We start from the raw sequence: 446 nt of genomic DNA on the forward strand, positions 1-446 counted from the left end.
TCTTCGGACATGGCGTTTTTTCGCCGGACGGCGCGCTTCTTTATGCGACCGAGAACGATTTCGACAATGCGGCGGGCATGGTTGGCATCTACGACGCCCGCAACAATTTCGTGCGGCTCGGCGAGTTTCCAACGCATGGCGTAGGGCCGCATGAATTGCTGCTTTTGCCGGATGGCAAGACGCTGGTGATCGCCAATGGCGGCATTGAAACGCATCCCGATTTCGGCCGCGCCAAGCTCAATCTGCCGACGATGAAACCGTCGCTGGTGTTCGTGGATCGCGTATCGGGCGATCTACTTGAAAAGCATGAATTGCCTGCCAAACTGCATCAGCTTTCCATCCGGCATATGGCAATCGACGACAGAAATACGGTCTGGTTCGGGTGCCAGCATGAAGGCCCTATGACGGAAACCCCGTCGCTTGTCGGGCGCGCATCGCGTGGCAAG

At 57.6% G+C, this 446-nt stretch carries 1 protein-coding gene; it reads left to right on the top strand.

Features of this window, described 5'->3' with window-relative positions; translation table 11 throughout:
- Window positions 1-446, top strand: a 446-nt coding sequence (locus tag AB1462_RS32060) for a DUF1513 domain-containing protein (RefSeq protein WP_367249129.1), incomplete at both ends; no start/stop codon positions are given.

This window comes from Pseudomonas sp. SB113 (assembly GCF_040754745.1).
Lineage (GTDB): Bacteria > Pseudomonadota > Gammaproteobacteria > Pseudomonadales > Pseudomonadaceae > Aquipseudomonas > Aquipseudomonas grimontii.